The organism is Tardiphaga sp. OK246, assembly GCF_900188215.1.
Classification (GTDB): domain Bacteria; phylum Pseudomonadota; class Alphaproteobacteria; order Rhizobiales; family Xanthobacteraceae; genus Tardiphaga; species Tardiphaga robiniae.
The window spans coordinates 367,050-390,795 of sequence record NZ_FZOX01000002.1 but is presented as its reverse complement, the minus strand read 5'-3'; the positions used below and the strand labels follow the sequence as shown (position 1 = coordinate 390,795).

At 62.2% G+C, this 23,746-nt stretch carries 27 protein-coding genes and 1 pseudogene; 15 read left to right on the top strand and 13 right to left on the bottom strand.

All coding sequences use genetic code 11. The annotated features are described in order from the left end of the window. Positions 1-39 precede the first annotated feature (39 nt). Together CHC01_RS09265 and CHC01_RS09260 are read left to right on the top strand one after the other, a co-directional pair. Positions 40-273, top strand: a complete 234-nt coding sequence (locus tag CHC01_RS09265; protein ID WP_089264025.1) for a hypothetical protein — start codon at positions 40-42, stop codon at positions 271-273. After that, positions 273-569 (top strand): type II toxin-antitoxin system RelE/ParE family toxin, encoded by a 297-nt coding sequence (locus CHC01_RS09260; protein ID WP_089264024.1) that lies wholly within the window; start codon positions 273-275, stop codon positions 567-569. Before CHC01_RS09265 ends, CHC01_RS09260 begins: the two co-directional genes overlap by 1 nt. Positions 570-604: 35 nt before the next feature. Here CHC01_RS09260 and CHC01_RS09255 read toward each other — a convergent pair whose 3' ends face one another. From CHC01_RS09255 to CHC01_RS09245, 3 genes are read right to left on the bottom strand one after another with little or no spacing between them, the layout of a single operon-like run. Then, complete coding sequence (locus CHC01_RS09255) at positions 605-1,105, bottom strand: hypothetical protein (RefSeq protein WP_244558284.1); 501 nt, start codon at positions 1,103-1,105, stop codon at positions 605-607. Between the two features lie 54 nt (positions 1,106-1,159). Continuing rightward, a complete protein-coding gene (locus tag CHC01_RS09250) occupies positions 1,160-2,371 on the bottom strand; it encodes a patatin-like phospholipase family protein (protein ID WP_089264022.1) in 1,212 nt (403 codons plus the stop codon). A 23-nt stretch (positions 2,372-2,394) separates the two neighbouring features. Then, positions 2,395-2,673 (bottom strand): hypothetical protein, encoded by a 279-nt coding sequence (locus tag CHC01_RS09245; protein WP_231080520.1) that lies wholly within the window; start codon positions 2,671-2,673, stop codon positions 2,395-2,397. A 236-nt stretch (positions 2,674-2,909) separates the two neighbouring features. Between CHC01_RS09245 and CHC01_RS09240 the strand changes: the two genes are divergently transcribed. Further along, positions 2,910-3,536 (top strand): TetR/AcrR family transcriptional regulator, encoded by a 627-nt coding sequence (locus CHC01_RS09240; RefSeq protein WP_089264021.1) that lies wholly within the window; start codon positions 2,910-2,912, stop codon positions 3,534-3,536. A 21-nt stretch (positions 3,537-3,557) separates the two neighbouring features. On the opposite strand, the gene CHC01_RS09235 is transcribed toward CHC01_RS09240, so the two are convergent. Next, positions 3,558-4,106: a cupin domain-containing protein gene (locus tag CHC01_RS09235; protein WP_089264656.1), complete on the bottom strand. Its 549-nt coding sequence runs from the start codon at positions 4,104-4,106 to the stop codon at positions 3,558-3,560. 147 nt (positions 4,107-4,253) lie between these two features. On the opposite strand from CHC01_RS09235, the gene aptA reads away from it, so the two are divergent. Beyond that, positions 4,254-5,585, top strand: coding sequence for an omega-aminotransferase AptA (gene aptA / locus CHC01_RS09230; RefSeq protein ID WP_244558283.1), 1,332 nt, complete (start codon positions 4,254-4,256; stop codon positions 5,583-5,585). An 85-nt stretch (positions 5,586-5,670) separates the two neighbouring features. On the opposite strand, the gene CHC01_RS09225 is transcribed toward aptA, so the two are convergent. Both CHC01_RS09225 and CHC01_RS09220 read right to left on the bottom strand, forming a co-directional pair. Continuing rightward, on the bottom strand, positions 5,671-5,961 hold the full coding sequence (locus tag CHC01_RS09225; RefSeq protein WP_089264020.1) for a hypothetical protein: 291 nt from the start codon (positions 5,959-5,961) through the stop codon (positions 5,671-5,673). A 220-nt stretch (positions 5,962-6,181) separates the two neighbouring features. Beyond that, the gene (locus CHC01_RS09220; RefSeq protein ID WP_089264019.1) at positions 6,182-6,574 is read right to left on the bottom strand and encodes a MerR family transcriptional regulator; all 393 of its coding nucleotides are present in this window, start codon (positions 6,572-6,574) and stop codon (positions 6,182-6,184) included. Positions 6,575-6,635: 61 nt separating this feature from the next. Between CHC01_RS09220 and CHC01_RS09215 the strand changes: the two genes are divergently transcribed. Next, positions 6,636-7,385 (top strand): cation efflux transmembrane domain-containing protein, encoded by a 750-nt coding sequence (locus tag CHC01_RS09215; RefSeq protein ID WP_089264018.1) that lies wholly within the window; start codon positions 6,636-6,638, stop codon positions 7,383-7,385. 839 nt (positions 7,386-8,224) lie between these two features. Beyond that, positions 8,225-9,208 carry a Bug family tripartite tricarboxylate transporter substrate binding protein gene (locus CHC01_RS09210; protein WP_244558282.1) on the top strand — a complete coding sequence of 328 codons (984 nt, stop codon included), beginning with the start codon at positions 8,225-8,227 and terminating at the stop codon, positions 9,206-9,208. Positions 9,209-9,407: 199 nt separating this feature from the next. On the opposite strand, the gene CHC01_RS09205 is transcribed toward CHC01_RS09210, so the two are convergent. Further along, positions 9,408-10,391 (bottom strand): zinc-binding metallopeptidase family protein, encoded by a 984-nt coding sequence (locus CHC01_RS09205; protein WP_089264017.1) that lies wholly within the window; start codon positions 10,389-10,391, stop codon positions 9,408-9,410. Between the two features lie 178 nt (positions 10,392-10,569). Between CHC01_RS09205 and blaBJP the strand changes: the two genes are divergently transcribed. Both blaBJP and CHC01_RS09195 read left to right on the top strand, forming a co-directional pair. Next, positions 10,570-11,457 carry a BJP family subclass B3 metallo-beta-lactamase gene (blaBJP, locus tag CHC01_RS09200; RefSeq protein WP_089264016.1) on the top strand — a complete coding sequence of 296 codons (888 nt, stop codon included), beginning with the start codon at positions 10,570-10,572 and terminating at the stop codon, positions 11,455-11,457. A gap of 96 nt (positions 11,458-11,553) precedes the next feature. Beyond that, complete coding sequence (locus CHC01_RS09195; protein WP_089264015.1) at positions 11,554-11,958, top strand: GFA family protein; 405 nt, start codon at positions 11,554-11,556, stop codon at positions 11,956-11,958. A gap of 20 nt (positions 11,959-11,978) precedes the next feature. Here CHC01_RS09195 and CHC01_RS09190 read toward each other — a convergent pair whose 3' ends face one another. Further along, positions 11,979-13,226: an MFS transporter gene (locus CHC01_RS09190; RefSeq protein WP_089264014.1), complete on the bottom strand. Its 1,248-nt coding sequence runs from the start codon at positions 13,224-13,226 to the stop codon at positions 11,979-11,981. Between the two features lie 197 nt (positions 13,227-13,423). Here CHC01_RS09190 and yghU point away from each other — a divergent pair, with 197 nt between their 5' ends. Continuing rightward, positions 13,424-14,296: a glutathione-dependent disulfide-bond oxidoreductase gene (yghU, locus tag CHC01_RS09185; RefSeq protein ID WP_089264013.1), complete on the top strand. Its 873-nt coding sequence runs from the start codon at positions 13,424-13,426 to the stop codon at positions 14,294-14,296. Between the two features lie 94 nt (positions 14,297-14,390). Here yghU and CHC01_RS09180 read toward each other — a convergent pair. Both CHC01_RS09180 and CHC01_RS09175 read right to left on the bottom strand, forming a co-directional pair. Then, positions 14,391-14,612: pseudogene (locus CHC01_RS09180) on the bottom strand (hypothetical protein). Between the two features lie 84 nt (positions 14,613-14,696). Then, positions 14,697-15,119, bottom strand: a complete 423-nt coding sequence (locus CHC01_RS09175) for a group III truncated hemoglobin (RefSeq protein ID WP_089264012.1) — start codon at positions 15,117-15,119, stop codon at positions 14,697-14,699. 334 nt (positions 15,120-15,453) lie between these two features. On the opposite strand from CHC01_RS09175, the gene CHC01_RS09170 reads away from it, so the two are divergent. The 3 genes from CHC01_RS09170 (at position 15,454) to CHC01_RS09160 (ending at position 17,897) form a co-directional block, all read left to right on the top strand. Then, a complete protein-coding gene (locus tag CHC01_RS09170) occupies positions 15,454-16,353 on the top strand; it encodes a helix-turn-helix domain-containing protein (RefSeq protein WP_089264011.1) in 900 nt (299 codons plus the stop codon). Between the two features lie 218 nt (positions 16,354-16,571). Beyond that, a complete protein-coding gene (locus tag CHC01_RS09165; RefSeq protein ID WP_089264010.1) occupies positions 16,572-17,546 on the top strand; it encodes a Bug family tripartite tricarboxylate transporter substrate binding protein in 975 nt (324 codons plus the stop codon). A 33-nt stretch (positions 17,547-17,579) separates the two neighbouring features. Then, complete coding sequence (locus tag CHC01_RS09160; RefSeq protein WP_089264009.1) at positions 17,580-17,897, top strand: NIPSNAP family protein; 318 nt, start codon at positions 17,580-17,582, stop codon at positions 17,895-17,897. 231 nt (positions 17,898-18,128) lie between these two features. Here the strand turns inward: CHC01_RS09160 and CHC01_RS09155 are convergent, their stop codons facing one another. Beyond that, complete coding sequence (locus CHC01_RS09155; protein ID WP_089264008.1) at positions 18,129-18,923, bottom strand: class II aldolase/adducin family protein; 795 nt, start codon at positions 18,921-18,923, stop codon at positions 18,129-18,131. A gap of 30 nt (positions 18,924-18,953) precedes the next feature. Beyond that, positions 18,954-19,937 (bottom strand): Bug family tripartite tricarboxylate transporter substrate binding protein, encoded by a 984-nt coding sequence (locus tag CHC01_RS09150; protein ID WP_210291553.1) that lies wholly within the window; start codon positions 19,935-19,937, stop codon positions 18,954-18,956. 328 nt (positions 19,938-20,265) lie between these two features. On the opposite strand from CHC01_RS09150, the gene CHC01_RS09145 reads away from it, so the two are divergent. Further along, positions 20,266-20,727: an MEKHLA domain-containing protein gene (locus CHC01_RS09145; protein ID WP_089264006.1), complete on the top strand. Its 462-nt coding sequence runs from the start codon at positions 20,266-20,268 to the stop codon at positions 20,725-20,727. Positions 20,728-20,736: 9 nt separating this feature from the next. Here CHC01_RS09145 and CHC01_RS09140 read toward each other — a convergent pair whose 3' ends face one another. After that, positions 20,737-21,441 (bottom strand): GntR family transcriptional regulator, encoded by a 705-nt coding sequence (locus CHC01_RS09140; protein WP_244558281.1) that lies wholly within the window; start codon positions 21,439-21,441, stop codon positions 20,737-20,739. 122 nt (positions 21,442-21,563) lie between these two features. Here CHC01_RS09140 and CHC01_RS09135 point away from each other — a divergent pair, with 122 nt between their 5' ends. Both CHC01_RS09135 and CHC01_RS09130 read left to right on the top strand, forming a co-directional pair. Then, positions 21,564-22,538 (top strand): Bug family tripartite tricarboxylate transporter substrate binding protein, encoded by a 975-nt coding sequence (locus CHC01_RS09135; RefSeq protein ID WP_089264005.1) that lies wholly within the window; start codon positions 21,564-21,566, stop codon positions 22,536-22,538. 57 nt (positions 22,539-22,595) lie between these two features. After that, positions 22,596-23,735, top strand: coding sequence for a mandelate racemase/muconate lactonizing enzyme family protein (locus tag CHC01_RS09130; protein ID WP_089264004.1), 1,140 nt, complete (start codon positions 22,596-22,598; stop codon positions 23,733-23,735). The last annotated feature ends 11 nt before the right edge of the window (positions 23,736-23,746 follow it).

The window sequence follows — 23,746 nt, the reverse complement described above, 5'->3', positions numbered from 1 at the left end:
CCCCGTGACGTTGTGTCTCCGTCGTGATACCTTGACGCCATGAAAACCAAGCCCCTTGCCGATATCCTGGAACGCGTCGAGACGTGGCCGCCACATGTGCAGGACGAGCTGGCGGCCTATGCCCGCGAGCTTGAAGCCGGCGTGAAGGGGGACGCGTATCAGCCAACGCCGGAAGAACTTGCCGGCATCGATCGCGGATTGCGGGCTGCCGATGCTGGCCGGTTTGCCACCGTGACTGATGTCGAAGCCGCCTTCGCCAAATTCCGCCGCTGATGAAGGTCGTCTATACAGACGAAGCTCTCACAGACATCGATCAGATTGCTGACTGGCTTATCGCCCATTATCCGGCGATCGCCCCCACTGTCGGACGGCGTATCCAGGCTGTCGTCGCGCGCATCGCACGATGGCCAGACAGTGCCCGCCTCGTTCCCGATCGCCCGCATGTTCGCGCCGCACCGCTCGGCCGCTATCCTTATGTCGTCTTCTATCGCGTGACAGCAGACACGATTGAAATCCTCCACGTCCACCATGCAGCGCGACAATTGCCCGACGACAACGAGAAAACATAGCGAAACACCTGCGATCGCTGCGACGCGATCCCCGATCAGTTTCTGCTCATATTGATGGTGACGTTCCGGATGTCGCCTTCGGACGATATCGAGAAAGACTGCTTGTTGCCGCGCGTCGAGAGCGACAGGCTGGCCGAGAAGCCCGGCGCATCGATGACGGCCGAGATGAGGCCGCCGGACTCCCTGCCCGCGATGCTTCCGCTGATTCCGCGACTGGTTTCGCTCCACGTTCCGGCGATGGTCCCATCCTGGCTGACCACGTCGCTGTTGAGATCGAAGCGGTAGCTGTCGCTCGCGCAACGCAAGCTCTGCAGGAGCCGCCTTTCGCCATTGCTGACCTGGTATGTCGCCTTGCAGCGAAGCCGCTCCTTGGATCCGTCGGACAGCGAGATCGCTCCCGCGCCTGCCCAGGATCCGGTAAGACCTGTGAACGGCGGCGACTGCGCCGCCGCCGAACCTGAGGCGGCGACGAGCAGGATCGACACCAGCGCAAGCCGGCGGGGCGAAACGATCTTGCGAAGCATGGAAAGTCTCATGAGGTCACTCCTGTTTCAGCACGCATGTGCCGGGTTTGAACGTCGCATCGCGCATCAGTTGCCGCTTGCGACTTGCCGCGTGATTGCTGTGTGTGACGCCGCCACGGAATCCTGATCGTCGGAGGGCGGGGATTTCGACCAGAGACGGTTGTCCCGCGCCCTCTCGTAACCGTACTGGAACAGCGCGCGCATATAGGCGGTGTCGAAGCCGGACATCGGCGATGGCGGTCGATCGCCCTCGATATAGGTCAGATTGAATCCGAACTTGTTGCGGCGGGCGAAGGCATAGGTGCTGTAAAGGATGGAGCGTGTCTGAATCTTCGTCACAGTCGATGACGCCCGCGCAGCGATTTCGATGGTGGAATTGGGAATGACCTGAAATTCCCGTTCGATCTTGTTGTTGATCAGGACGTAGAGTTGCAGCTTCTCTGCTTTGGCGAATGTGGCGTCGCGCAGCAGGAAGGCCTCCGGCAATGTCAGGACAGGCGCGGTGACGCCGCCATCGACATGCATCTCCTCGAAGCGCTTGCCGTTCGCCTCCGCGGTCACCAGCATCGGCGGAAACACCACGGGCAGGCTTGCCGAAGCCGCGACAACATCCCGGAACAGGTTCAGTGCTTCGGGCGTACGCAGCGAAGCGATCCGTCCCATGTCCCAGATGGCGGTGCGCTGGGAGTCCAGGTTGGTCGTGACGACGAACAGCATCCGCCCCTTCGCATGTTCGGCTGCGACAGCCGCGACAAAGGTCTCGTCGATATACTTCGCCACCAGCTCGCGCAGCCGCGTGTTGCCGAACAGGCCAGAACCAAAGATCGCATTGAACGGATTGGGTGCATCGAGCAGGCTCGCGGCAACGCCGCTGGTGTAGACGTCACGCAAGGTCGCGTCATAGTCGGGACCGAGAAATGCGAAGGGCGCGATCAGTGCGCCGGTGCTCACACCGGATACCATCGAGAACGACGGCCGCGTCCCTGCCTCGGTCCAGCCATTGAGCACGCCGGCGCCATAGGCGCCGTCCGCCCCGCCTCCGGACAGCGCCAGATAGGTTCGAGGTCCCCGCAACACGACCTGATTCTGACCGCTTCGGAATGTCGAGGCCGGTTCGTCCGCATAACGGCGCAGGTCCGTAAGATCGAGGACGCGCGCACTGGATGCATCCGCGGCGCTATGCGGCGTCCGTGGCAGTGACGCACATCCGGCGACCAGAAGGCTCAGCGCCGCAGCGACAAGCAACGAAACCGACGGCCGCCAACGATAGCCACGCATGACATGTTCGGTCAGGAGAGCGCTCACGGGTTCGACGCCCCGTCCATAGAACCGCGTCGCTGGGCGACCTGAAGGGATGCCGCCGCGGGTTGAGCGACGAGTTCGAGGTAGTCCCGGTGGATCGCCTGGACGGTCGTGCGCTCGTCGAACTTCACCCGCCAACTGCTCGGCGAGCCGCGGCCCACGATGACTCCCTGGCGATCGCCGTATTTGGGATGCCGCTCACGACCGAGAACGCTCATCCGGACACGGGCACCACGGAACAGTCGCGGCGGCGATGCGTCACTATCCGCATTCATCATGCAGCCCTCACCCGGTCGGGCGCCTGATGGGCAATCAGTGTCGCTTTCGCTGTGGCCACGGTTTCGATCAGCTTGCGTCGCCGATCTGCGGTGCCAGCCGCATCGGCTGGCAACGGAGACATCATTTTGAAAGCACTATGCATTTGACCGCGCGTGTTAAGTGAGCAATCACTCACTATTATTGACTGACTCAAAAGTCAATAGCACCTGTGCAAGGGATCGATTATCCTGCCCCCATGAATGCTGAGCTGAAGAAGCGCGCCCGACGAAAAGCGGAACGACCGATCGAGATCCTCGACGCGGCCTTCGAGGAATTCGCCAAAAACGGCTATGCCGCCACCCGGTTGGAGGATGTCGCCGCCCGCGCGTCCGTCACCAAGGGCACGATCTATTTCTATTTCGAAACCAAGGAGCGCGTGTTCGACGAGATGATCCGATACAAGTCCCAGGCGTTCTTTCCCGAACTGGAAAGCTATGCCGGGACGCTGGAAGGATCATACAACGCGCGCCTGCGCGCGCTCATGGTCTTCGTCTATCGCAAGATTGCCGAGGACAGACCTTTCCGCGAAACACTCCGCTTCCTGATCGCCGACGGCTCCCGTTTCCCCGACCTCGTCGACCGGCATTATGACGAGTTCATGCGGCCGGTCATCGACCAGTTCCGGATGGTGATCGAAGCGGGAGTCGCGGCCGGCGAATTCCGCCCGTCGCAGACAAGCACATTCACCGAAATCGTGATGAGCCCCGCGCTGCTGTTGACCGTGTGGTCACTGTTGTTTGGAACGCGAAGGCAGATCGACGTCGCGGTCTTCACCGATGCCAGTATCGACCTGCTGATGCGAGGAATCGATACTTCCCGTTAGCCCGGGCGTGAGCTTAGGTCCTCAAAACGTCGGCGGCGTGCACGCACTGATCACTTCGCAGGGTTTCGCGCCGACGCAGCGAAAGCGATGCGGGCGGCGGCTTTCGAAATAATAGGCATCGCCGGGATCGAGGATGCGGCGCTCCTCGTCGACGGTCACTTCCAGCCGGCCTGACACCACGATGCCGCCCTCCTCGCCGTCATGCACCAGCGGCACCCGTCCGGTGTCACTGCCCGGCTCGTAGCGCTCCTTCAGGATCTGCAGACTGCGGCCGAACAGATTGTCCCCGACCTGGCGATAAGAGATTGGCGTCTTGCCGATTTCGGTCAGCTCATCCGAGCGGTAGAATGCCTTGCGCGGCCGGTCCGGTTCGATGGCGAAGAAGTCGGCGAGCCCCATCGGAATGCCATCGAGAATACGCTTGAGCGCGCCGACCGACGGGTTCATCTGGTTGGACTCGATCAGCGAGATCGTCGAATTGGTCACGCCCGCGCGCTTGGCCAGTTCACGCTGCGACAGCTTGTGACGCCCACGCACGAAGCGCAGCCGTTCGCCTAGATCGATGGTCACGCCAAATCCCTGTTGCGAGTGTTTCTGATCGAACAAATATGACCCGGCCCATTCAATAAAATCAACAGGTTAATCAGATCGAGAAAAGGACTTGTTGCATTCGGGCGAACATGATCCAGATGCTGAATCAGCCAAGGGAGCCGCGCCGTGACCGTTCATCAGATTCCGAACACGCTACAACTCGAGTCGTTCTGGATGCCGTTCACGGCCAACCGCCAGTTCAAGGCGGCACCGCGCATGTTCGCATCCGCGCAGGGCATGTATTACACCACCGAAGACGGCCGCAAGGTGATCGACGGATCGGCTGGCCTCTGGTGCACCAATGCCGGCCACGGCCGCCGCGAGATCGCCAGCGCCGTTGAGAAGCAGCTCACCACCCTCGACTTCGCCCCCGCATTCCAGATGGGCCATCCGCTCGCCTTCGAATTCGCCAATCGTCTGGCCGAGATCGCACCCGCCGGCCTCGACCGCATCTTCTTCACCAATTCCGGTTCGGAGTCGGGCGATACCGCGCTGAAGATCGCGCTGGCCTATCATCGCGCCAACGGCCAGGCCTCGCGCACGCGCCTGATCGGCAGGGAGCGCGGCTATCACGGCGTCGGCTTCGGCGGCACCTCGGTCGGCGGCATGGTCAATAACCGCCGCGCCTTCTCGTCAGCCCAACTACCCGGCACCGACCACATCCGCCACACCCACGATCTCGCACGCAACGCGTTCTCGAAGGATCTGCCCGAACACGGCGCCGAACTGGCTGATGACGTCGAACGGCTGGTCGCGCTGCATGGCGCCGACACCATTGCCGCCGTCATCGTCGAGCCGGTGCCCGGTTCGACCGGCGTGCTGCCGCCGCCGAAGAACTATCTGCAGCGCCTGCGCGAGCTCTGCACCAAGCACGGCATCCTGTTGATCTTCGACGAAGTCATCACCGGTTTCGGCCGTCTCGGCACGCCGTTCGCCGCAAATTATTTCGGCGTGACGCCGGACCTGATGACCACCGCGAAAGGCATCACCAACGGCACCGTGCCCTGCGGCGCCGTGTTCGCCAGCCGCAAGATCTATGATGGGCTGATGACCGGTCCGGAAAGCCAGATCGAGCTGTTCCACGGCTACACCTATTCGGCGCATCCCGTCGCCTGCGCCGCGGGCATCGCGACGCTGGACATCTACAAGAGCGAGGGACTGCTGACGCGCGGTGCCTCGCTGTCCGACTACTGGCGCGATAGCCTGCACGCGCTCCGCGACCTGCCCAATGTCATCGACATCCGCAATTGCGGCCTGATGGGCGCCGTCGAACTGGCGCCCCGCAAGGATGCACCGGCTGCGCGCGGCTATGACGTCATGGTCGACTGCTTCAACCGCGGCCTCTATCTGCGCCAGAGCGGCGACGCCTTCGCGATGTCGCCGCCCCTCATCGTCGAGAAGAACCAGATCGACGAGATCGTCTCGATCCTGAGCGACGCCATCAAGCGCGTCGCCTGAGCCGACACCTCGTCTGATCCCACATGGCCCGGAGGAAGCGCCTGCTTCATCCGGGCCTTGTTGTTCAAGAGATCCCGGCTGTCGATCAGCTGGCGCTGCCATGCGCCCGCGCGCACATCCGTGTCACATGATCCACGCTCATCACCGGCGTCGGCGCAACGGTGTCGCTCGAACCTGTGCTGGTCGTCCATGAGAGACCGCCGAGCGACGCCATGACAGGCGCTATGGCAAAGCGCGACATCATCGCGACATTCACCATCGCCGGCACGTCGACGCGGGGATGGCTGACGATCGCGTCCACGATCAGGCCGAAGGCGGCCAGTCCCAGTGTTCGCTTGCGAGATCTGATTGAGGTCTTGCGGAATTGGATCGGCATCGCGGGCTCATTGGCTTGAGGATGCGCACGCACCAAGGTGGGAGCGCGCCGACGGGTCGACGTCGCGCGCCATTTTAGCGATCAACTGTGACTATCCGGTCTGATGCCGCGAACAACAAAGCTCGCAACCGATCACGTCGCGACGAGTCGCCCAATATCGGTCATCACATCTTCATGAGGACGGGTACCTCGGCGCGGCGAGCAATCGCCGCGCTTCGCTTTATTCGGACAGCGTCTCGATCACCCGGCAGTCACTGACCCTGCCATGACTGCACTCTTCCACCATGCGCTTCAATTCTCCGCGTAACGCGGTGAGTTGCGCGATCCGGCGCTCGACGTCCGACAAGTGCCGGCGCGTGATCCGGTCGACCTCTGCGCAAGACTGATCGGGTCCCTCGCTCAGGGTCAGCAATTCGGCGATGTCGGCGATCTCAAAGCCGAGCTCGCGTGCGTGCCGGATGAAATTCAGGCGGGCGACATCCTCCGGGCGATAACGGCGCTGCTTTCCCTCCGTCCTCGTGGGCGCGGCCAGAAGGCCAATCCCCTCGTAGTAACGGATCGTCGGCACCTTGATGCCCGTCAGGCGCGACGCTTCTCCGATTGCGTAATCCATTTTTCTCTTGAACCTCTAGTCGCTAGAGATTGTACGCTTGTCTCATATTGAGAGGAAGCCGATGTCCGACAAGACCTGTTGCACCACCGATACCTGCTGCGAGCCGCCGCCCATCGATTTTTCGAAGGCGAACGCGGAACCTGTCTCCCCGGCGGCCTGCGGGACCGAGGCATGCGGTTGCTCCGGTGGCGTTCCGGTCTTCGACGGCGTCGATCCCCGCTACAAGCGCGTGCTGTGGACGGTCATTGCCATCAACGGCATCATGTTTCTTGTCGAGATGATCGCGGGACAGATCGCGGGGTCGCAGGCGCTGAAAGCGGATGCGCTCGACTTCCTCGGCGATACAGTCACTTACGGGCTGAGCCTCGCGGTCATCGGCACCGGCATCAGGACGCGGGCAACGGCGGCTTTGTTCAAGGGCCTTTCGCTCAGCGTCATGGCTCTGTGGGTGTTCGGTTCGACCGTCTATCACACGCTTATCCTCGGCGTTCCAAGTGCCGAGGTCATGGGCGCGATCGGCTTCCTGGCGCTGGCAGCCAACCTCGCCTCGGTGCTGCTGCTGATGCGTTACAAGGACGGCGATGCCAATGTGCGCTCTGTCTGGCTGTGTTCCCGCAACGACGCCATTGGCAATGTCATTGTCATGTTCGCAGCCCTGGGAGTCTGGGGCTCGTCGAGTGCGTGGCCGGATCTGGCGGTGGCCGCCGTGATGGCCTTCATCTTTCTCTCCTCCTCGGTGCAGATACTCCGTCAGGCCTGGGCTGAATATTCCGAACAGCCCGCGCGCGCCGGTGTTTCAGGGCGTTCCTGAGTCTGACATGCCATCTCTTCATCGCCGGCATCCTCGCCCCGCGGCGACAATTCTGAAAATAATCCTTGACGCCAATCCATTCCAGTATATATTCCCATCCATCCCGCTCCACTTGAGGGAGCGTTACCGGGACGCCGACTGGCGCGGGGCGGGATGTGGCGCCTGCGGGCGGGAGGAAGACGTTTCCTCACGCACTCGGGAGGCCTTGGGTCACCGTCCGGCCCCACTACGGGGGTCTGCCACTCATGCTGGCTGGACGTGGCATTGGTGAACGGCGGGAAACCGTCGGGATAAGCGGACTGCGGAAGTCTGCGCCTTTGCCCGGAAGAACGGTCCCGGGGACAGAAATCGCCACGATGGAGCGTCGAAAGGCGTTTCCGCGGCCTCTGCTGTCCGGCGATCCGGACACTACGCTGCGGCACTGTTACCAAGTCGCGCCTTTCGGCGCTTCATCTCCCTCATTCTTGAGGGAGGCCATCGGGACTGCCACTCACGCGCACAGGCGCGGGCATCGATGGCTCACGCCCGTCCCTCACCTGCATCACAGCGATCAACAACGTCATCACGGGAGGTCACATGCTCCTTGGTCACAAGCATCCTGGTCACATGCATCCGCGTCTCACATCGACAAATTCCACGCTGCGGCAGCAGACGTTAGCGGCCTTTCGTCTACTTTCCCCGTTACCATGCGATGCGGTAGCCTGCATGCGGGACTCTGCATTCCGCGACATCCGTCACGGCGCAGAACGGGCAGACAACAAGAAGAACGGTCTGCGATCCAGAGCGAGCGCTACGGCGCTCCCGCCGCTCTGGAGCGCGCCGGCAGTCGAGGAAATGAAATGATGAAGAGCTTCGTCCGCGCCGCGAGCGTGATCGCCGTTATGGCCGCCTGCGCCGGCAGCGCCGAGACTGCCTTTGCGCAGAGCTGGCCGAACCGGCCGATCCGCATGGTCGTGCCCTATACGCCGGGCGGCTATACCGACCTGATGGCGCGCCTCGTCTCGGAAAAGATGGCGATCGCGCTGGGCCAGCCCATCGTCATCGAGAACAAGCCGGGCGCCAATGCCGCCATCGGCACCGACGCCGTCGCCAAGGCAGCCCCCGACGGCTACACCTTCGGCACCGTGATCGCGGCGCATTCGGTGAATCCGACGCTCAATCCGAAGCTGCCCTATGATGCGATGAAGGACTTCACCTATGTGTCGCTGACCTCGGTCGCGCCGCTGATCCTGATCGCGACGCCATCTCTGCCCGCCAAGGACATGAAGGAATTCATCGCGCTCGCCAAGGCGAAGCCCGGCTCGCTGAACTTCGCCTCGTCAGGCATCGGCTCGGCGGCGCATCTGACCATGGAAATGCTGAAGAGCCGCGAAGGCATCAACCTGCAGCACATTCCCTACAAGGGCACGTCCGGCGCACTGCAGGATACGGTCGGCGGCCAGATCAATGTGATGTTCGACGTCATCGGTCCGCTAATGTCGCAGGTGAAGTCCGGCAATGCCAAGGCGCTCGCCGTGGCCGCCAAGGAGCGCGTCCCGGCGGCCGGCGACGTGCCGACCATGGCGGAAGCCGGCGTGCCGGATTTCGTCTCCGGCACCTGGTCCGGCATCATCGCGCCCGCAGGCACACCGAAGGAGATCGTCGATCGCGTCGCGCTCGAAGCGAAGAAAGCCCTCACCGATCCCGAGCTGAAGAAGAAGCTCGACGATCAGGGCATCGTCCCCATGGGCACCACCCCGGATGAATTCCGCGCCTTCGTCACCGACGAAATCGCGCGCTGGAAGAAGGTGATCACGGACGCCGGCATCAAGATGGAGCAGTAAGAGCCAACATCGTCATTCCGGGACGCGAGCGCCACTTGGCGGTCGCGGACCCGGAATCTCAAGACGAGAGTTCCTCCTTCCGCGGCGCTGAAGAGTGATGAACACTTGGAGATTCCCCGCCACTCCAATTGGAGTGGCTGAGGTTCGGGCCGAACCGCTTCGCGTTTCGGCCCGAACCGGAATGACAGCGTAAGGCCTTTCAGCTTTCGCTGCGCGTTTTCAAAATCGCCAGATGCACGAAATGTAGCTTTCCCCTCACCGCTTGCGTCAGGTGAAACGGATAAGCGTCGCTCATGCCCATCGAACGATTGAGTTCGTTCATGCTGTAGGACACAGCATCCCACAGCGACAGCAACGCTTCGAAGTCACGCTCGAGATAGGGATCGTCCAGCGTATGGCGCGAGCGTTCGTCCAGTGACAGCGGCAGCGACGACGCGGTGTCCAGCGTCGAGACGATATGCAGGAAATGCGCGAAGGTCTCGGCCCAGTCTTCCCACGGATGCGATGTCGCATATTCGCTGATGAAGGCATCGCTATTCCACGAGCGATCGGCGCGATTGTGATAGGCCGCGAGTGCTTCACCGTAGTCGCGCGTTTCATCGCCGAAGATCAGACGGAACGGACCGATGAGCTGCGACTGATCGACCAGCGCTTCCCAGTAGAAATGCCCGACCTCGTGGCGGAAATGCCCGAGCAGCGTTCGATACGGTTCGCGAAACGCCGCGCGCCGCGCCTCGCGCTCGGCATCGTCAGCTTCCGAGAGGTTCATCGTGATCAGCCCCGACAAATGCCCGGTCATGATCGGATGTCCGGCGGTCTCGTCCGAGAGAATGTCGAACGCGATATGCGCGCCGCTCGACACAGCAAGGGGTAGCCTGAGTCGCATCAGGTCGTAGGTCAGACGCCGCTTGGCTTGCTCAACCCGCTTCCAGAGCGCGACATTGCGATCGGATACCAGATTGGGAATTGTTCGCGTAAGCCGGCAGGACGGACAGAACGGATCGCTGTCATCCGTGGCCCAGTTGCACGCGATCAGATCGCGATTGGCACAGGACATGGCCGCCGCGGCGCTGACGACATTGGACTGCGCGGTGTCGAAGATCAGCGCCTCGCCGCATTGCACGCAATCGCTCTGCTCGAAGAAGACGCGCGTCTGGCAGTTGGGGCAGATCAGTTGTTTCATGGGTGAAGTCTAACCCAAAACGGCCGGGATGGTTCAACGCGCTCGCAACATTCGCCGCCCGGCCGTGCCTGTTATGCGCGATACCGGCATGCAGGAATGGCGCTTGAGAGACCTGCCCAAATCGCGCTTCAATCCCGGCGTTCAAAAGAACCAATAAAAATCAAACCGGGAGGCCATCATGAAGACACTCGCAGGAGCCATCTGCGCGCTGGCACTATTCGCAAGTGGCGCACAAGCGCAAACGGTGAAGGATTTTCTGGCGCAGGTGATGGTCAAATGGACCGCGCCATTCGAGCCTTTTCAATTGATCGACAACATCTATTACGTCGGCACCGACGGCATCGCGGTCTATCTCATCAAGACATCCGACGGCCTGATCCTGATGGACACCGGCGTCCCGCAATCGACCGGGATGATCAAGGAGCACATCACGAAGCTCGGCTTCAAGGAAGCCGATATCAAGATCATCCTCAACAGCCATGCCCATTTCGATCACACTGGCGGTTTTGCGGAGATCAAGAAGGACACCGGCGCGCAACTGATCGCAGGCCTACGGGACAAGCCGTTGCTCGAAAGCGGCACCTATCCGGGCGATGAAAAGAACGCCGATATAGGCTTCCCGCCGGTCAAGGTGGATCGCACCGTCACCGAAGGCGATAAGGTCACGCTCGGCGGCACCACGCTGACGGCGCATGCGACGCCCGGCCATTCGCCGGGCTGCACGAGCTGGGAAATGACCGTGAAGGACGGCAGCGAGAACCGAGAGGTCCTGTTCTTCTGCAGCGGCACCGTGGCGCTGAACCGGCTGGTCGGCAATCCAACCCATGCCGGCATCGTCGACGATTATCGGTCGACCTATGCCAAGGCCAAGGCCATGAAGATCGACGTACTGCTCGGACCGCATCCGGAAGTCTATGGCATGCAGGCCAAACGCGCGGCGATGAAGGACGGCGCGCCGAATCCGTTCGTGAAACCGGGCGAGCTTGCCGCTTACGCTGCAACGCTCGAACAGGATTTCGACAAGCAGCTCGCCAAGCAAACGGCTGCGCTGCAAAGCGGCAAATAGCGACTGCCAGCCGCGGCGAGCGATTTGTCGCAAGCCGCGGCAGTTGTCGGCGATTGCGGTCGGCTGGTAGTTTTGCGCATCAGATGAGGTGCGCCCATGGAACTCGCCTGCCCCTGCAACGCCGTGAAGCTCAGGATTTCAGCCGACCCCATCGCCCATTTCTGGTGCCACTGTGCCGACTGCCAGACCGTCCACGGCGCGGCTTATGTGGCCGAGGCCGTCTATCCGGCTGACGGCGTTGAAGTCGTACAAGGCGACACGACGTCGTTCGCGCTGAAGACGACCCCGCGCCTCAGTTGCGCAAAATGTGCCACGCGGCTGATTATCGAACTCGACGGGATCGGCATGCGCAGCATCAACGGCTATCTGCTCGGGGACGCGTTCAAGCCGAGCCTGCATATCAATTGCAGCGAGGCGATTGCTCCGGTCCGCGACGGCCTGCCGCATTACGCTGCCATGCCGGCTGCGTTCGGCGGCAACGACCGGCTGGTCGACTGGTAGGACACCGAGGTTTTTCCTCGCTAGGGCAGCGCCAGCAGGCCTCCAGCAACAATCATGGTCGCCAGCGCCGACAGCGCCAGCGACCAATGGATCCCGATCATGCTGCCGACGACGCCGACCGAGATGCCGCTGAAGGCGCGCAAGCCCAGGCTCGCCATATTGAACAGACCGATGACGCGGCCGCGCTTGTCCAGGGGTGCATCGAGCTGCACGAGGCTCTGCGCCATCGCGTTGAACGACAATTCGAGGAATCCCGCCGCAAACAGGAACACCAGCGCAATGGCGTAGTGACCGGTCAGCGCGAAGATCGCCAACGCACCGCACCAGAGCAGCGCCAGAATGATCGCCGTACGCGGCTTCGGCGCCAGCAATTGCCTGCCCTCCAGCGCCAGGCCGGCAAGCAGGCCACCGGCTGCGTCAGCCGCCAGCAGCATGCTGTAGGACATGCCGGGATCGCCATGGCCGAGATCACTGGCGAAGCCCGGCATCTGTGAACTATAAGCGTTGCCGACGAAGAACGATGCCGCGCCGGCCAGTGCGATCATGGAGACGATCACCGGCCGGTGGCGCACGTCGCGCATGGTCTGGACGATGTCCGCAAAGCCCCGCACGGCGCGCTGAGGCGCGGGCGCGCCGGTGCGAAAGCGCGGACCATAGGGCGCCTTGATCAGCCACAGCACCAGCGGCAGATAGAAAATGGTGTTGAGCATGATGCCATAGGCCGGGCCCAGCGCGAGCAGGATCACGCCGCCGACCGCAGGCCCGACCATGACGCCGAGATAGCGCGCCATCGCGTTCAAACGCACCGCACTCGGCAGGTCGGCGGAACCGACGACATCGTAGAGCAGCATCTGGTTCGGCGTCTGCCAAAGCACGCCCGCACAGCCATGGATCACCAGCAGCACCATGGCCTGCCACATCTGCAATGTGTCAGTGATGAAGAAATAGCCCCAGCCCAGCGATGCCAGAATGAACAGCGCCATGCCGCACTGGATCACGCGCCGCGGGTCGAAACGCTCCGCCAGCGCGCCAGATGTGACCGAGAACAGCAGGAACGGCAGCCAGTGCGAGACGATGGCAAACCCACCGAGCGCGGGCGACTGGAATTTCTGAAACACCACCCAGTAGCTGATCACATGCTCGATATTGTCGGCCATCATGGCCAGCACATAGGTGATGAACTGGGCGCGGAATCCCGGGTGATGCAGCGCCGCGAAAGATCGTTTGGCGGGCGGTGCGCCGACGGTCTGCGCTGGGGTGTCGCTCATCGGGAGGGGAATCTTCGCAAGCAGGAGAATCCCGCCATCGGCAGCGACGGCGGTGCGGAGTCGTTACATCGCATGTCTTCGCCCGGCACAAGGCGGCTTCCGGCATAGGACGCCTCGCCATCTTGCATGCAATTGCATTCATCCCTACCTGTCCCCGGCAACCATCAACCCTGCCCCTTTTCCGGAGCCAGCCTGACATGACCGACGCCCCCTACACGCCTCCCAAAGTCTGGACCTGGGACAAGGAAAACGGCGGCAAATTTGCCTCGACCAACCGGCCCATCGCCGGCCCCACCCATGACAAGGAGCTCCCGGTCGGCAAACATCCGTTCCAGCTCTATTCGCTGGCGACGCCGAACGGCCAGAAGGTCACGATCATGTTCGAGGAACTGCTCGCTGCCGGCCATACAGGCGCGGAATACGATGCATGGCTGATCCGGATCGACGGCAACCAGTTCGGTTCGGGTTTCGTCGATGTGAACCCTAATTCCAAGATTCCAGCTCTCATCGACCGCAGCGGCGACAAGCCGTTTCGCGTGTTCGAATCCGGCGCGATCCTGATGCATCTCGCCGAGAAATTCGGCGCCTTCCTTCCAAAGGGCGGCGAGGCGCGCGCCGAAACCCTGTCCTGGCTGTTCTGGCAGATGGGCAGCGCGCCCTTCCTCGGCGGCGGCTTCGGCCATTTCTATGCCTATGCGCCGACCAAGATCGAATACGCCATCGACCGCTACGCGATGGAAACCAAGCGTCAGCTTGACGTGCTCGATCGCCAACTCGCCAACAACGAGTTCATCGCCGGCAAGGACTACAGCATCGCCGACATGGCTATTTTCCCCTGGTATGGCGGCCTCGCGGAGAGCGCGATCTATGGCGATGCCGGCACGTTCCTCGATGTGCAGAGCTACAAGAACCTGCAGCGCTGGACCAAGGCGATCGCAGCACGACCTGCCGTGAAGCGCGGTCGCATGGTCAATCGCACCTCGGGCGACCCGGCCGGCCAGTTGCGCGAACGCCATGACGCCAGCGACTTCGACACGAAGACTCAGGACAAGCTCGAAGCGAAGAGCTGAGGCGAAGACCTCGCTTTGATGTCGCTTCGGCCCGGAATCGAAAAGCCCCGCATAAGCGGGGCTTTTGCACGTCTGGATGCGTGAGGCTGCAGCCTCAGCCCTTCATGCACTTGTTGACCGATGAGGTCTTGGCGGCGCCGGCCAGTGGCTTGCCCTCGGCGCTCTTGGCGTTGTCCTAGCAGCACTTCTTCATGAAGCTCTTCTTGGCAGCGCCCGCGAGCGGCTTGCCGTCGCCGCTGACGGCATTGCAGGATTGCGCCATTGCGGGCGCAGCACTGAACAGGCTCAAGAGAACGAGGACAGACAGACGTTTCATGGACCGACTCCCGGTTTGTTGGAGCTGCAGCCTAGCGCAACCACGGGCTCTCGCAAGACCGGCTATGCATCACGTTCCTACCGCTTAAACGCTATGTCGCGGCGCAGCGATTTCGCCGCGCACAGAGGCAACGCCCATCTCGAAACTGTCAGCGATACGGCGCGCGCGGATCATGAAGGCCTCGGTGACCTCAGCCGGAAATATCTCGCGCGCGGTCTGTTCGAACAGCAAAAGCCAGCGATCGAAATGTTCGCCCTTCAGCGGCAGCACGAGATGTGGACGCATCGGCCGGCCATTATAGCGCCCGGTCTTCAGCATCATCGACGACCAGAAATCGCTGATCTGCGCGATGTGATGATCCCAGTCGGTCACGGCGCTGTTGAAGATCGGCCCCAGCAAATCATCCTCGCGGGCACGGCCGTAAAAGGTCTGCACCAGAAGCGCGATATTTTCTTCATTCAGGGAGGGCTGGAAGCTGGTGAAGCCGATTTCGGAGGTCTGCGTCATGCGCCCTGATGTAGGCGACGGCGGCCAGCTCGGCAACCGCCATCGCCCGAAATCCGTTTTGCAATTGATCCAGCGCAAGCTCAGTTGCGACGACCCGCCGTCTGCGTCCGTTCCATCAGGTCCCCTTCCGAGCGAACGCCATAAAATGCCTGCAGGAGCATCCCCCGACGCAATTTCCCGGGTGTGATGGAGCGGCACCCAGAATTCTTATAGAGCTGCCGAACTCCTCGGAGAGACCGTCCGGCGTCGCATTCGCCAACACCCGGTACTCTCCGGCTTTTTGCGATAGGATGACGCTGATAACCGTGCCCCGAAACCGCAAGGACACCTTCACTTGCCCGAAGCTCTCCTCTCCGCCCGCTCCGGCGAGTTTCCGACCTTTGAAACCTCGGATTTCGCGGGCGAAGGCTCGTTCTACTTCGACCTCGTACGACTGGAGGACCGCGACGACATCCCGCGCGGTTTCCTGCACCGGCACAACTACTACCATCTGCTCTGGATGACCCGGGCGAGCGGCACGCACACACTCGACTTCGCGCATTTCGACGTGCGCGACCACTCAGTGTTCTTTCTTTCGCCGGGCCAGGTCCATGCCTGGACGTCATCGGTCAAGCCTCACGGCTACGTGCTGAACTTCAGCACCGACTTCTTCGCGCGGATGTTTCCGCGCGCCGAAGATGTCGCGAAACTTCCATTCTTCCACCCTGCGCGCGGCAACAGCGCGCTCTATCTCACGCAGGCCCAGCATGACGGCATGCTGCCACTGCTCTGCGAGATGGAGCGTGAGGCACGCGATCGCCAGCCGGGATTTCCCGATGTGGTGCGGGCCAGCCTGCTGATCCTGCTCACGCGCCTGCGCCGTGTGTGCCCCGACAACGAGCCCGCCGGTGGCGTTGGTCCACACCAGGCGCTCGCGCGCCGTTTCGCGATGCTGGTGGAAACGCACTACCTGCGCTTCGGTACCATCGGCCAGTACGCCGAGGCGCTTGGCGTGAGCGAGCGCCAGCTCAACGATGCGGTCAAGCGCACTGTGGCGCGCACGGCCAGCCAGGTGGTGCAGGAGCGCGTGGTCCTCGAAGCCAAGCGCTGGCTCAGCAACACCGAAACGGGCATCGCCGAGATCGCGTTCCGCCTCAATATCGAGGATCCGGCCTACTTCGCGCGCTTCTTCAAGAAGCAGACCGGCCTCACGCCGGGCGACTTCCGGAGGAAGCATTGCCGTCCACTGGACTGACACGCGAAAAAGTCCAACACAACGTCTGATCCGTCCTAGCGCCGTCGCCGCGCGGCTGCATAGAGTGTCCCGCATGGACGCCTGACCGGGCGCTGCCATCGCCACCTGCGCGTTTGTATGCGCAGGTCGGCATGGCATGACGCCCACCGCCACGACCGCCCCGCATCTGCGGAGCGCGCCGTCGGCAGGACATAAAAACAAGAGGCAGAGGAAACAAAATGCACAAAGCAATCATCCCGTTGCGGAGCCTCGTCGTGGCCGCAGCATTGGCCCTCACCTCAGTCAGCGCGATGGCCGATTATCCAGAACGTCCCCTGCGCGTGATCGTGCCGTTCGCCGCCGGTGGTGCCACCGACGTGATCGCGCGCACCGTGGCGCAAGCCATGTCGGTACGGCTCGGCCAGTCGATCGTGGTGGAAAACAAGGCCGGCGCCAACGGCAATATCGGCGGTGCCGCGGCGGCGCGCTCGGAGCCTGACGGCTATACGCTGCTGATGGCCACATCGAGCCACGCGATCAATGCATCGCTCTACCAGAAGCTCAGCTACAGCCTCACCCGCGATTTCGCGGCCTTGTCAAACCTGGCGTCGGTGCCCCTGCTGCTGGTGGTGCACCCGTCGGTGCCGGTCAATTCGGTGAGCGAACTCGCCGCTTACGCCAAGGCCAATGCCGCGAGCGTCAACTATGCGTCGGGCGGCGTGGGCACCGCGTCCCATCTGTCCGGCGAGCAGTTCAGCACACTGGCTGGTGCGAAGATCACGCACGTCGCTTACAAGGGCGGCGCGCAGGCGCTCAACGATATGATCGGCGGCCAAGTGCAGATCATGTTCGCCAACCTGCCCGAAGTTCTCTCTCTGGTGCAGAGTGGCAAGCTCAAGGCGCTGGCGGTGACGGGCAGCACGCGTCACGCCGCCTTGCCCGACGTGCCCGCTTTCTCAGAAACGCCGTTCCCCGGCATGAACGCGCGCTCGTGGTTCGGCCTGTTCGCACCGGCCGGCACGCCCCCCGCTATCGTCGAGAAGCTTGCGCAGACCATTGTTCAGAGCGTGGCTGACCCCGCTGTCCAGGAGCGGCTCAAAGGGCTCGGCGCCGACCCCGTCGGCGACGATCGGGCGACATTCCAGAAATACGTGAACGACGAGGTGGCGCGCTGGGCCGTGCTTGTCGCGCAGTCCGGCGCCACCGCCGAATGACCCTATTGATCCGCCACCGCTCGAGGAAACCCCATGCTGCTTGACGTTCGCACCTACACCTGCCGCCCCGGCACGATCAAGAAACACTTGGCGCTGTATGCCGAGCACGGTTACGAGATCCAGAGCCGCCATCTGGGCAAGCCGCTGGCCTACATGCAAACCGAGACCGGCAACGTCAACAGCTATATGCACATCTGGGTCTATGACAGCCCAGCCGATCGCGAGGCCAAGCGCCAGGCGCTGCAGAAGGACCCGGCCTGGGCCGACTACCTGAAGATCAGCGCCGAGGCCGCCTACCTCATCAGCCAGGAAAACCAGTTGATGACGCCGGTGTCCTTCTTCAAGCCGTAGGCGGACCTGCAGTCGCGCATCTGACTGCCGAACCTATGATGCGCCGCATTCTTGATGCCGCGCATCCTTCTGTTCATCAGGTGGATGCCACGCCTGCGGGCTCGGCAGCCGCGGAGCCTGCTAGAGCATGATCCCGAAAAGTGGACACCGGTTTTCGGACAAGATCATGCTCTCATAGAGAAAATAGCTAGAGTCTGATCCATCGAAGATGGATCAGACTCTAGCGCAAGCTCAGTTTCGATAGGACGGATCGACCCGGTCGAGCTTGCGGAGCAGCGCCGGCCAGGCCAGTTCGCCGCTGAGGCCCGGAACATTGTCGCGCGGCTTCATGCGGTCATAAGTATCCTGCAGGACCTTCTGCGGCGGCGTGATCAGCTTGGTGTTGCATGACAACGCTGCAACCTGAACCTGACAGGCCCGCTCCATCCGGAACAGCACGTTGAAAGCCGCGGCGATGGTCTTGCCCACCACCAGCAGGCCGTGATTACGCAACACCATCGCCTCGTGATTGCCGAGATGCGCGATCAGTCGTTCCCGCTCTTCTGGATTGTCCGCGATGCCCTCGAAGTCATGATAGGCGACATGAAGGAAGCGCATGCAGGTCTGCGCCACCGGCAACAACCCGCATTCCATCGCCGATACAGCCATGCCGGCCACTGTATGAGTATGCGCGACGCAATCGACATCGTGACGCGCCATGTGGATGGCACTGTGGATCACAAAGCCCGCAGCATTCACAGCGTAGTCGGACGCGTTGAACAGCGTGTTGCCGTCGACGTCGATCTTGACGAGGCTCGACGCATCGATCTCCTCATAGAGCATCCCATAGGGATTGATCAGGAACTGGTCTTCCGTTTCCGGCACGCGGCAGGAGATGTGGTTGGCGATCATCTCGGTCATGCCGTACATCGCCGTGAGGCGGTAGCAGGCCGCGAGATTGACGCGCGACTGCCATTCCTCGGGGCTGACCTGATCCTGCACCGAACGGACGACTTTCACGGCGGGTGAGCTGACGGCTGCATTCATTGATGTTCTCCCTTGATCTGGTTCACGCGGTCAGTCGACCGTGATGTTGGCTTCGCGAATGAGTTTGCCCAGGCGGTCGCGCTCGCTCTTCACATGGGTCTCGAGTTCCGCCGGCGTCATCGGCCACGGCTGATTGCCGATCGGCTCCATCTTCTTTGCAAATTCCGGCGTCTTGACGATGCGGGTGATGGCAGCGCTCAACCTGTCCAGTGCTGGCTGCGGCGTACCCGCGGGCGCGAAGACTGCGAACCATGTCGCGCCGACGATCGAGGGGAATCCGAGCTCCTTGAAGGTCGGCACATCAGGCAATTGCGGAAGGCGCTCCTCGGACAAGACCGCCAGCGCGCGGTACATGCCCGCCTTGTGGTTTGGCACGGTATTGGTCAGCGCCTCCACATTGCTGTCGACGATGCCCGCAAGCATGTCGTTCATCGCCGGCGCAGCACCGCGATAGTGTACATGCTGCAGCTTCACGCCGAGTCCGCGGGCCACGATCTCACCCATGAGGTGCACGGTGCTGCCCGGTCCGTTGGTGGCATTGTTGACCTTGCTCGGATTGGCCAGCGCATAGGCACGAAACGCCGCGACGTCGGCGGCCGGAAAGTCCTTCTTCACGACGAAGGCAAACGGCACTTTCACCACCATCGCGACCGGCGCAAAGTCCTCGAGCTTGTATTTGATGGAGGCCAGCAGATGCGGGTTGGTCGTGAAGGTCGTCGCGCTGGCGAATAGCAGGGTGTAACCATCCTTGTCGGCACCGGCCACGACTTGCGCACCGATCGATGTGCTCGCGCCGCCGCGGTTCTCGATCACCACCTGCTTGCCGAGTTCGGTGCTGAGCTGTTCGGTGAGGATGCGCGCGACGATGTCGGTCGTTCCGCCGGGCGGAAATGGCACGACCATGGTGATGTTGCGCTCGGGATATTGCTGCGCCTGCCCTGGCGCTACGGCGAACAGCGATGCGGCAAGGACCGCGGCGATGGCAAACCATCGCCCCTTCTTGTTGTTGCTCACGTTTTCTCCCTTTGCGCCGGTCCATTGGGCTTTCGCCTGGAACGACATTTTCGGGAGAGGCTAAAACAAGAGCCCAGCCGATGCGACGACTAAATAAGCCGGGCAGCTATCGGATTACACGGGACGCGCAATCGACGAACGGGACGCGGCCGTCTCGGTGAATCAATGCACCGTGGCGTTCGAAAACAGGTTGATCACGACCTGATCCTTCCTGCCGACCGATAGCGGCTGCTCCATGCATTCCGGGGCAGTCAGCACCGCTTTCGCTGCCGATGTCGTATAGAGCCATGCGGGCTATGTCCTCATAGCCTATCCCCGAGAGAGTCCCGTGACCGCTCCGACGCTCCCTGCTTTCGCACTCGATGCACCCTTCTTCAAACTCCTCACCGGGAGCTATCTCCGCACTGTCGGGAAGCCCCTGTTGGCGCCTGGGCAAGATGCAGCGTGGCTCTACAGCGACGCACCATTCGCGGTGCTCGCACATAACACCGACGCCGATCCGGTGTTCACCTATGCCAATCGCACCGCGCAATCTTGCTTCGAATATAAGTGGGACGAATTCGTCACCATCCCGTCGCGGCTGTCGGCGGAAGCGCCGAACCGCGACGAGCGCCAGCGCCTGCTGGATGCCGTCGCGCGCAACGGCTTCATCGACAATTATCGTGGGTTGCGGATCGCGAAGTCCGGTCGCCGCTTCTGGATCGAAGGTGGCATCGTCTGGGAACTGAGAAGTGAGAACGGCGAGCGACGCGGTCAGGCGGCGCTGTTCACGTCATGGACGGATGTGTGAGCGCAGCAGCTACAACGTCGCCAGCGCCTCGCGCAGCGGCCGGCGCAACTGTCCGTTGGCATCGGCAAGGCTTGCGAGATAGTCGGCGGCCTCGGTGATATCGGCGACGATCTCGCGCTCGGCGGCATCGGCATCGCCTGCGACGATAGCCTTGAGCGCTGCCGTGTGGTGATCCCAGCCCTTCAGCAGCACGACATATTCGGGGATCACGAAGGACAGCACCGGGCCGCAGCGCAGCCACATATTCTCGATGGTCTCCACGAGGATCGGGACGCCCGACATCGCATAGATCTCGAAGTGAAACTCGCGATGATAATCGAGATAGCTTTCGAGATTTTTTGCCGCAATCAGCGACTGCATCGTCGCCAGTAGTGACTTCAGACGTTCGAGTCCCGCCGTGTTGCGTCGGGTCGCGGCTTCCCTTGCCGCCTGCCCCTCCAGTGCACAGCGTACCACCGTCAGGTCCGCGAGTTCGCGCGCCGTCAGATGCGGGACGATCGCCGCATTGCGCGGTCCCTGCTGCAACACGCCCTGTGCGACGAGCCGGGTGACTGCATCACGTACCGGCGTGATCGACGTGCCGAAGCTCTCTGCGAGCGCGCGCAAGGTCAGCACCGTGCCCGGCGCGAAACGGCCAGCCAGTAGCGCGTCCCGGAGCTGCGCATGCGCCAAGTCCCAGAGCGGTTCGCGTTCGATCCGTTTCAGTGCGGTCATTCCGTGCTCGCTACCTCACCCTGCCGAGTCCCGCAAATTCGTGCCCTGCAACCCGCGGTGAAATGTTCCATTGACCCATTAAGATGTTTGTTATAACAAACACCAAAAATGGGAGGAAAACAATGTTTGTTCAACGCGTCAGCTTTGCCGCGCTCGGATTGGTATTGGGATGCTGGTCCCTGCCTGCTCACGCGCAATCCAACTTTCCGCAGAAGGACATCACCTTCATCGTGCCGTGGAATGCAGGCGGCTCCAACGACGTCGCCGCACGTGCGCTGGACCCGATCCTGCGCGAGCATGGCATCAAGATCGTGATCGAGAATGTCGTCGGCGCCACCGGCGTCATCGGCATGAAACGCGTCGCGAGCTCCACGCCGGATGGCTACACCATCGGCATGGGGACCAGTTCGACGCTGGCGCTGATAGCCCAGAACAAGGCGAACGGACTCACCAACAGCAATTTCACCCACGTCGCGCGCGTCTCCACCGATCCTCTGATGCTGCTTGTGCCTTCCACCGGCACGATCAAGACCCTCCCCGACTACATCGCCAACATGAAGGCGAAGCCCGGCAAGGTCACTATCGGCACGCCCGGCAACTATAATCTCAACCACATCTTCGCCTCCATGACCGCACGCGCAGCCGGCGTCGACTATGTCAATGTTCCTTATACCGGCGGCTCGAAAGTCGTTGCCGATCTGATCGGACAGCATGTCGACTCCGGCGTGCTCAAACCGTCCGAAACGCTCGGCCAGATTCAGGACAACCTGCTTAAGCCCATTGGCATCTTCGCCAATGAGCGGCTTGAGATGTTTCCAGATGTCCCGACCTTCAAGGAAAAGGGCATCGACGTCTTCCCGTATGGGCCCGTCGTGCAGATGGCCTATGTGGTCGGCCCTGCGAACCTGCCGGACGATGTCCGCACCAAGCTGACCACCGCCTTCCGCACCGCCATCCAAGATCCGCGATTCAAGGAATTCGCCAAGAAGAACGTCTTCCTGGTCGACGATGTGACCGGCGACGCGCTCACCAGGGAAGTCGACAGCGTTGCCGCCGCGATTGGCAAGGTCGCGGCGCAGACCTTCCCGAAAGAATAACCGCTGCCGGCACCCGCCGGCCGCATCCACCTGATCGATCTCGACGAGGACACCACATTGAATATCAAGAAGATCACCTGCCATGTCGTCGCCGCTCCCGTGCAGCGTCCGTTCACGTCGTCACGCGGCTGGCTCTACAAGACGCGTGGCACCTGCCTCGTTGAAATCGAAACGAGCGACGGCATCGTCGGCTGGGGCGAATGCTACGGCCCCTCCGCTGTCGCCAAGGCCTTCATCGACACCCAGCTGGCGCCGCGCGTCATCGGCCGCGATCCCTTCGATGTCGAGGTGATCTGGGAAGATCTCTACAACCGCATCAAGGACTATGGCCCGAAGGGCATGTCGATCGCCGCCATCAGCGGCATCGACATCGCGCTCTGGGACATCATCGGCAAGGCCTGCAACAAGCCGGTGCACAAGCTGATCGGCGGCGCCTTCCGCACCGAAGTCGATTGCTATGCGACGGGCCTATACTTCACCGACATGGAACGTCTTGTCGATGAAGCAGTCGAGGAAGCCGTCGGTTACAAGAAGGCCGGCTTCAAGGCGATCAAGATGAAGATCGGCCTCGGCTCCATCAAGCGCGACTATGAGCGCGTCAAGGCCGTGCGCGAAGCCATCGGCTCCGACATCAAGCTGATGGTCGACGCCAATCACTGCCTCACGGTGCCCGCAGCGATCAAGCTCGGCCGCAAGCTCGAAGAGCTCGATATCGAATGGTTCGAGGAGCCGATTTCGCCGGAGGATATCGACGGCTATATCGAAGTCACCCGCGCACTCGACATGGCGGTCGCCGGCGGCGAGAACGAATTCACCCGCTGGGGATTTCGCGACGCCATCGTGCGCAAGGCGATGGACATCGTGCAGCCGGACGTCTGCGCCGCCGGCGGCATCACCGAATGCAAGAAGATCGCAGCGCTCGCCAGCACCCATGGCGTCGAATGCGTGCCGCATGCCTGGGGCTCGGTGGTCGGCCTCGCCGCCACGATCCACTTCCTCGCCTCGATCCCGAACCAGCCGCCCAGCTTGTTCCCGATGCCGCCGATGCTCGAATTTGAACAGGAAGAAAACCCGTTCCGCGACCATCTCGCGAAAACACCGATCCAGCAGGTCAACGGCGTCATCGCTGTCCCGACCGGCGCAGGCCTCGGCGTCGAGGTCGACCGCGCGGTGATCGACAAGTATCGCGTAGCGTGATGACGAGGACG